The organism is Natrinema soli, from assembly GCF_028618695.1.
Genome location: NZ_JAQIVI010000120.1, coordinates 19,913 through 27,286 on the forward strand (window position 1 = coordinate 19,913; position 7,374 = coordinate 27,286).

Here is a 7,374-nt window from a genome sequence, read left to right on the forward strand (position 1 = left end):
TTCGTTTTCCATGGACACTCCACTCATTTCGAACCCAACACGGAACGAAGATACGAACACATACACCGAGGATCAATTGACCGAGCATGGAAATCTCCGGCTCACCGCTCACAACCGAGTCGTCGCAGAACGAGTCGTTCGCTTACTTGGTAATAATAATGAGGCGTCCAACTATCTCCACGCAGCAGCAGTTCTCCACGACTTCGGAAAGGCAACTCCCCAATTTCAGGCCTACGTGCGGCCTGAAGAGACCACTGACTGCCCTGATATGGAGACGACACACGCCCACCTCGGGGCCTTGACAACATGGTACGTTCTGGGCGAGATGGGTGCCCCAGATCAAGATCGACTTGCAGGGACCCTCGCAGTTGCACGTCACCACCAGGCTCTTCCGAATGCTGCTCAGTACACTGCTGAGCCGCTGGCCCGCGAGAACGGAATTCGTCCACTGATCAAACATCGTGAGTTCTCGTCACTGCAGAAAGCGTGGAACGCTCGATTGGGTACTGAACTCTACGACCAACCGAGCCAGAGCGAAAGGGTGAACTCCCGACTCAAGCGAAGATACGGTGCGTTCGTCCGGTCACGACGCTGGTGGAAACAGTTTCGTGAACTCGTCCTTACGTGTATCGTCCACAATCTCGACCGTGCCCTCTAACGATCAGCTCAGGGCACTCACCTACCGTTGTGAAGTGATAGCTGCGTTGCCACCATCGAAGTTTATTCCGTGATACGTAACCAAGAGAGTCCATGGATACTCCCGAACTTGTCTGTTCTTCGTGTGGGTGGGCGTACACCGATCAGTGGCGGTGTGAGTGTGGCGGCGTCCTTGACTTTACTCACCAACCGCTTCCGTCATCCGACCGGCCAGACCCCGGTCAGTTCGATACCCGAGACGGACTCTGGTCGTTCGATATGTTCCTCCCCATGGAGAAAGGCCCTTCTTTAGGTGAAGGGATGACGCCGCTTGTCTCGTCAACAACGTGGGATGCCGAGTACAAACTCGAATACATCTCCCCGACGGGCAGCTTCAAGGATCGGGGTGCAACTACGACGATCAGCCATGCAATCCAGTGTGGCGCAGATCGAGTCGTCGAAGATTCATCGGGGAACGCTGGGGCCGCCATCGCGACCTACGCGGCTCGCGCTGGACTTGACGCAGAGATCTACGTGCCAGCGTCGGTGAAAGATGCGAAACTCCAAGCAATCGAACGGGCCGGTGCGACGCCTGTTCGAATCGAAGGTGGACGCCAAGCCGTGACTGATGCATGCATCGAGGCTGTCGAATCGGGCGATGCATGGTACGCGAGTCACTCGTGGAGTCCAGCGTTCTTCACTGGGACGGCGACGTTCGCATACGAAGTCGCACTCCAACGTGACTGGAACATCCCTGACGCGATCGTGATGCCACTCGGCCATGGAACGCTGTTCCTGGGCGTGTACCGTGGATTCAAGGCGTTGTCCGAAGCAGGGTGGATCGATACGGTGCCACGTCTGCTCGGCGCGCAAGCCGCAGGATATGCCCCGATTGCGAGCGAACTCAACGTAGTCCCCGAGAGCGAGAACAATGTCGCAGATGGCATCCAGATACGGGAGCCGACACGAAAACGACAACTCCTGAATGCGATTGCTGAGACCGATGGCGATGCGATTGCGATCACGGAAGACGAGGTGCAAACGGAGTTAGACCGGCTCCACTCACACGGGTTCTACGTGGAACCGACCTCAGCGATCGCGCCTGCGGCACTTGCGGCGTATCAAGAACGCGGAACGCTTGGGCCAGATGCAGACGCGGTAATGCCACTCACGGGTCATGGATTAAAGATGTAACCAGACGGTACGCTCATCCATACGTTCGAATGTGAAGTTCGGTAAATCTATATGAATAAATGTCTAAAGAAGATGATTTCAACAGAACCAACAGTCTGTTTCATTGGATGCTGACATCAATGAACTCCGGTCAGTCGAGGGGAATGCACGGAAGACCTATTGTGATTTTTGATCAAATTCTTCGTAATCCATTCACATTGACGCACCGAGAGTATAATCCCCCCGATAAACGAGGCAAACGCAGCTATTTCGTTCCTGAATGGAATGGTATACACTACTTGCGTTTCCGCAATTCGTAAGACGGCTCTTGATCCGACGATCGGCTTTGTTCACGAGCTTGGTGAACGGCGATTCACGCTCTCGCTTGACATCGCGGACATATTCAAACCGACCCTCGCGGATCGACTACTCTTTCGATTAGTGAACCGACAACAGCTATCGATTGGTGATTTCGAGGAGGAACTCGAGGGCTGTCTGCTAAACGAGGATGGACGAATGACAGTCCTTCAGGAGTTCGAAGAAACACTTGACGAAACCATCGACCATCCTCGCTTGAATCGGCACGCGAGTTTCAAAACACTCGTCCAGACCGACATATATAGTCTGAAAAATATGTGTTGACTGATGAGCCCTACCACGCAACGGAACGGTGATGGTGAGATGCATGTGATCGTTGTATACGATGTCCCGGCCGAGAGGACCCACATCTTTCGGAAGCTATTGCGTCGACGGTTAGAACATCTCCAACACTCTGTATTTTTCAGGGAACTCACAGATGGTCAGGTTATCGCTATGAAGAATGAAATTGAAGACGGACTGGAGCGGAGGACTCGGTTGTTGTCTTCGAATCGACAAGCCCGGCAGCATTTGATTTTACCACGTTTGGTGTGAGCCAAGAACCAGGTAGTCGGTTCACCTGACCAATGCTTGGTTTGTAGTGCATGTAAATTTCATCGACCCCCGGGGGTAGCGGGCAAACTGGTGGTCGATGGAAATCTCTTTGTGAACTCGCACTTTAGATTCGCTCACTCGCCCAAATACCGGCGGGTTTCAGACGAACCCATGAGGGATTGAAGGAAGTGATATGCGAACTGTACGAGAGAAAGCGGTTGTTTCAGACGAACCCGTGAGGGATTGAAGGACGCCACCCATTATCGAGAGGTGATCCCTCTCGATGGTTTCAGACGAACCCATGAGGGATTGAAGGGACTTCATAGAAGAACACGATCCATGAGTGCAACCGTTTTAGACGGGCCCATGAGGTCATCCGTCTTTACCTATGGGAATTCTGCTATCTAACCAAACCATCAGAAATGACATGATATTTTCACACCATCAGGTGAGTAGACTAAAGAACAAGAAAATCGCCTGAAGACGACCAGGTACTATTTTTGGCTAACGGCAGGCGGAAGACTTCTTTAGCGGTAGCTGTGGCTGTGCGGTCTGCGGCCCGGCCATTGAGCGCCGCCGAACCCCTCGATCCCGGCGAGATCTGGTTGTTGTCATCCTTGCAGCAGTCAACCTCAGCATCTTGTATGCGCTCGAGCCCCTCCTTGATCTCCTCGGGGACACGGATTGTCAGACGCTCCATGCGCTACCGGTGCGATTCCGCCGACACAGAAGTTAGTCAGATGTGTGGCTTGCGGTGATGGTCACCGAGGGTTATAGACGCCAATGCCGGGGACCCGAGAAAAGTGCTTATCGGTGGCAACGAGTTCGGCCTCAAGGGAGCGAGCAACACCGGCGATCAGTGTGTCTGGTGCCGGGATCGGCTCGCCTTGGCCGAGCAACCCTGATCGGACCTCAGCCGCTTCGCGAGCCGCATCGTCATCGAACGCAACGGGATCGGCCCACTCGAGAGCGGTGGTAACTGTACTGATCGTCTCGGTGGCGTTTGATCGGAGCGCCCCAGCGTACAACTCGTACATCGCGATCGTTGGGACGACGTATTTAGACTGTGGGTTCGCCTCGAGATACTCGATTGTGTATGGCTGCTCGTTGAGATAATCGACAAGAAAGCTCGTCTCGAGAACCTTCATGCGTCATCGTCAGCGAACAGTTCGCGCTCACTCTCACGAAAGTCACGGTCGAGTTCGTCACCGACCGCTTCGACCTCATCGGCGAAGTTGCTACCGGCGAGGGCACCATACCCTGCCCGGAAGTCAGGGGTGTCCGAACGCTCGTCGTTGCTCGAGACCCACCACACAACAGCCCGACTGCCAACCTTTTTGCGCGTGACAGCCCCCTGCTCCTCGAGTTCGTTGAGACGCTTCTGGACAGTCCGGCGAGTACAGTCAAGCTGCTCTGCGATTTCTGGTGCAGTAAGCGGCTCAGCGTCGTCGTCACGCTCAGCGAAGACACCAAGGACGTTCTCGGTAGTGATCTTTGGTGCTGGACCTGGTTTGCTCATATGTGACTTTACGCACGTGAGTACCAAAAGTGTTCTCACGTGAGTCGGCTTATCCCAGGGTTGTGGCTGCTGGTCTCGATACATACCATTATTATCTGTACTCACGTGGGTATGATTAGGGACAGACCCGTTCCTTGGGGCGTTTCGTTCGGTAAAATGCTCGAGTGCTAGAACACTCGAGCTGGGCTGTCTCGTCCAGAGGACAAACCCATATCAACCTATAACACAAAAGCGGAAGAACGTACCGACCTGGACGATCGAGACCGACGCGCTCTCGAGGAGATCCAGACGCTCCTCGACGCTGCCGACGCCTTTCTCGAGACACTCCTCCCGCCAGAGCGATACGGTGATACCAACGACCCACTCGGTGGTGTGCTGTTCTGGCCGCCGGACCCCAAGGGTTACTCGATCATCCATCGGTCGGGCCGTAGCTGCGACTAGCAGCTGTGCTCACAATAATAGGATCTACTGAAAACAACCAGGCCGTGCAGATGGGGTCACCGCTCGAGCAGCAAGCGCTTTCTCAGACAACTCTCTAGGATTTAGTGAAGCGAGATCGCGTTGGCAGTCTAGCTATTGTTCTTCCGGCCGGGGACATTGTAATTGATGTGGACTTCCGGTGTGCTCGGTGATTCGGATGCAGCGGTTCCGTTCCAATCGAGAACATGGACATTCGCTAGCTCCCCAGAAAACTGGAACCGATGGACGCCGGTTTCGATTGTCCCCTCGACAGCATGTTCCGAGACGACTGTGGTTTTCTCGAGCGAGTCAGCCTCAACTGGTTCAATATCACCATCGACGCTAATTTCGTAGTTGGATGGCACTCCACGACCAATTATTGTAACGATGTTTGTCATCGCTCTCTCACTTGGCATACAGTGGTAGACTCAATTTTGCCAGTATAAGCCTTCTCATTGGCGAAATAGTCGGAATTTCCAACGGTCTCGAACGAATATGGGTTGCACTACAACTCGACGTACTGATCTTCCCACTCTCGTCTATCCTGGATCGCTTGCTCTCCTGCGTCGCTGATCGCGTAATAGTTCGTCCGTCGATCGAGTTCCCCCTTCTCGACCAACTCCTTGTTGACAAGCGTGTCGAGGTTGGGGTACAGCCGACCGTGATTGATCTCGCTCTCATAGTACCCTTCTATCTCCTCTTTGACATCTTGTCCGGACGGGCGGTCGGCGCCTGCGATCACGTACAGGAGGTCTCGTTGGAAGCCGGTGAGGTCATCCATATTACGAGAGTATTCAACGATGCTGTATTTGACTTCTTTTCACAGAGAATTGTATGTTTCCGCGCTGTGAAAGTAGAATATTCTTCCCTGTTGAATGTGTTCTTACACCCAACCAAACGGTGAAAATTGCGGCAGAAGGCGGTTCGTTTAGCAGCTATGGATAGTATACCTATCTGGCTTGGGGACAAGAATGAAGAGTGATTTCTGAGATGGTGTCCTTCGACCTCTCGTTCGTGGCTGTCGTACACCTCCCCCGACGCTGTACCCAATTCAACAGAGCAATAAGTACAAAGCCTGTGGAAAGTTCTGCACCACCGGCTTTCAATAGCTATTATAGTAGCAACGCTTTTCTGTAGGAGATTGTTGATACAGCTCTCCAGAAAGGAGTTGGAACAGAAACTGACCGTCTAACCGCCCAACGACCGGGTTCTAGTCTCGCTCCGATCACCACAGAATCGCAAGATGGCTCTACATCAACAATGTACTACACAAGAGCGAAAATAGTTGTGTAGTAACGGCTGTCTCCTCCTGTTAGAACCGACAGGCGGTCGGAACCTTGTTGCAATACGATCGCTGTCGTATCATAGCAGCCGCTCACGTTGACACTGGACGACCATTGAGGACCGCCATACTGGCGATCCTCAGATCCTCCGTCACCGCACTCCTTATCTGGGATCGTGTTCCTCTTCTCGATCAGTGTCTTCTCGAGCGGGACGCCAATGCGTGAAGCAGAGATTCACCTATTCGGCTTTCCCGGCTGCCGCTGGACACGGCAGCCGGTCTGTTATACACATGACTCGGCTTCTTTCGTACGTGGACCAATCAACAGAACGTGCTCGATGGCACAGAACAGCGGTCGATCTCTTGCGCCCTATGGTTTGGTTCACGCTCTCATGGCATAGCAGTGTTTCCATCGAGTCAACAAAGCAGTTCGTGTGTATATCTGTCGCGAATAGAGAACCTTAAGGCTCCAAGATCAGGAGATAACACGCGAAAAAAGTCTTAGAATTGATCCGAAGACTCTTCGATGATACTCTCGATCACATCCTGATCGACGTCGAGCACTTACTCAAAGAATTTCTCTCCAGACCTACCTTTGTCATTCCCGAAAATAATTACACTAATACATTTCCAAAGGGTATAATCTCCGCAGAAAGTATTTATGCATCTACCATAACAAAAGGACAGGATGACCGCATGGAATAGACGATCGGTGCTGGCAGCGGGTGCAGCGTTCGCAATGAGTGGGATTGCGTCGACCGTAACGGGATCAGAGGGTGCCGACGTCGCGGAGCTGCCGGATCCGGGCGTCGATCCCAACCCGGGGATGGACGAGGACTGGGCGTCGTTCGCCGGCAACGCTGGTCACGCACGTTTTATCGAAGACGGTCACGCGTTCGACAGTAAGGCGCTCAAGGCCGCCTGGTCGGTCGACCACGACGGCGCCGTCGCCGTTGCGGACGACGTCGTCTACACGACAACCGCGGACGGCGTCGTCGCGCTCGGCGCCGCGGATGGCTCTGTCGTCTGGGAGAATACCGACATCGACGCGGACTCCCCCGCGGTAACCGGCGAGACGGTGTACCTTGACGGCGGCGAGATCGTGGCGCTCGATCGGGAGAACGGCAGCGTCCGGTGGAAGAGCGAGCTTGGTCCCGAGGAGTGGACGGGCAGCCACACGGTGGCGTACGACGGCGTCTTCGTCGTCGTCGACGGCACCCTGTACGCGCTCGAGGCCGACGACGGGTCAGTCCGATGGCGAAAAGAATCAGCCATCGTCGAGTCGGGCGACGGTGACGAGCACGAGTCCGGATTTATCACCGGAGCCGCCGCGGCGAACGGCGTCGTCTACGCTGGAACGGAGACGGGAACGTTCGCTTTCGACCCCGCGACC

General features: G+C 54.3%; 10 protein-coding genes. 5 read left to right on the top strand and 5 right to left on the bottom strand.

The features are described 5' to 3' along the window. The first annotated feature begins 10 nt into the window (after positions 1-10). From PGX04_RS08035 to cas2, 4 genes are all read left to right on the top strand, one after another. On the top strand, positions 11-658 hold the full coding sequence (locus PGX04_RS08035; RefSeq protein ID WP_273738023.1) for a CRISPR-associated endonuclease Cas3'': 648 nt from the start codon (positions 11-13) through the stop codon (positions 656-658). A gap of 92 nt (positions 659-750) precedes the next feature. Beyond that, complete coding sequence (locus PGX04_RS08040; RefSeq protein ID WP_273738024.1) at positions 751-1,830, top strand: pyridoxal-phosphate dependent enzyme; 1,080 nt, start codon at positions 751-753, stop codon at positions 1,828-1,830. Positions 1,831-2,094: 264 nt separating this feature from the next. After that, positions 2,095-2,451, top strand: coding sequence for a CRISPR-associated endonuclease Cas1 (gene cas1 / locus PGX04_RS08045; protein ID WP_273738025.1), 357 nt, complete (start codon positions 2,095-2,097; stop codon positions 2,449-2,451). A 39-nt stretch (positions 2,452-2,490) separates the two neighbouring features. Next, on the top strand, positions 2,491-2,721 hold the full coding sequence (gene cas2, locus PGX04_RS08050; RefSeq protein ID WP_273738032.1) for a CRISPR-associated endonuclease Cas2: 231 nt from the start codon (positions 2,491-2,493) through the stop codon (positions 2,719-2,721). 761 nt (positions 2,722-3,482) lie between these two features. Here cas2 and PGX04_RS08055 read toward each other — a convergent pair. From PGX04_RS08055 to PGX04_RS08075, 5 genes are all read right to left on the bottom strand, one after another. Next, positions 3,483-3,869: a PIN domain-containing protein gene (locus PGX04_RS08055; RefSeq protein ID WP_273738026.1), complete on the bottom strand. Its 387-nt coding sequence runs from the start codon at positions 3,867-3,869 to the stop codon at positions 3,483-3,485. Further along, positions 3,866-4,240: an HTH domain-containing protein gene (locus PGX04_RS08060; RefSeq protein WP_273738027.1), complete on the bottom strand. Its 375-nt coding sequence runs from the start codon at positions 4,238-4,240 to the stop codon at positions 3,866-3,868. Before PGX04_RS08060 ends, PGX04_RS08055 begins: the two co-directional genes overlap by 4 nt. Before the next feature lie 213 nt (positions 4,241-4,453). Beyond that, a complete protein-coding gene (locus tag PGX04_RS08065; protein WP_273738028.1) occupies positions 4,454-4,657 on the bottom strand; it encodes a hypothetical protein in 204 nt (67 codons plus the stop codon). Positions 4,658-4,809: 152 nt separating this feature from the next. Then, a complete protein-coding gene (locus PGX04_RS08070; protein WP_273738029.1) occupies positions 4,810-5,115 on the bottom strand; it encodes a hypothetical protein in 306 nt (101 codons plus the stop codon). A gap of 89 nt (positions 5,116-5,204) precedes the next feature. Beyond that, positions 5,205-5,480 carry a PadR family transcriptional regulator gene (locus PGX04_RS08075; RefSeq protein ID WP_273738030.1) on the bottom strand — a complete coding sequence of 92 codons (276 nt, stop codon included), beginning with the start codon at positions 5,478-5,480 and terminating at the stop codon, positions 5,205-5,207. Between the two features lie 1,189 nt (positions 5,481-6,669). Here PGX04_RS08075 and PGX04_RS08080 point away from each other — a divergent pair. Continuing rightward, on the top strand, positions 6,670-7,374 hold a 705-nt coding region (locus tag PGX04_RS08080), incomplete at its 3' end, for an outer membrane protein assembly factor BamB family protein (protein ID WP_273738031.1).

Bases quoted from the DNA above. Each gene is read 5' to 3' on its own strand.
- PGX04_RS08035 (WP_273738023.1), top strand. From the start codon at position 11: ATGGACACTCCACTCATTTCGAACCCAACACGGAACGAAGATACGAAC.
- PGX04_RS08040 (WP_273738024.1), top strand. From the start codon at position 751: ATGGATACTCCCGAACTTGTCTGTTCTTCGTGTGGGTGGGCGTACACC.
- cas1 (WP_273738025.1), top strand. From the start codon at position 2,095: ATGGTATACACTACTTGCGTTTCCGCAATTCGTAAGACGGCTCTTGAT.
- cas2 (WP_273738032.1), top strand. From the start codon at position 2,491: ATGCATGTGATCGTTGTATACGATGTCCCGGCCGAGAGGACCCACATC.
- PGX04_RS08055 (WP_273738026.1), bottom strand. From the start codon at position 3,869: ATGAAGGTTCTCGAGACGAGCTTTCTTGTCGATTATCTCAACGAGCAG.
- PGX04_RS08060 (WP_273738027.1), bottom strand. From the start codon at position 4,240: ATGAGCAAACCAGGTCCAGCACCAAAGATCACTACCGAGAACGTCCTT.
- PGX04_RS08065 (WP_273738028.1), bottom strand. From the start codon at position 4,657: ATGGATGATCGAGTAACCCTTGGGGTCCGGCGGCCAGAACAGCACACC.
- PGX04_RS08070 (WP_273738029.1), bottom strand. From the start codon at position 5,115: ATGCCAAGTGAGAGAGCGATGACAAACATCGTTACAATAATTGGTCGT.
- PGX04_RS08075 (WP_273738030.1), bottom strand. From the start codon at position 5,480: ATGGATGACCTCACCGGCTTCCAACGAGACCTCCTGTACGTGATCGCA.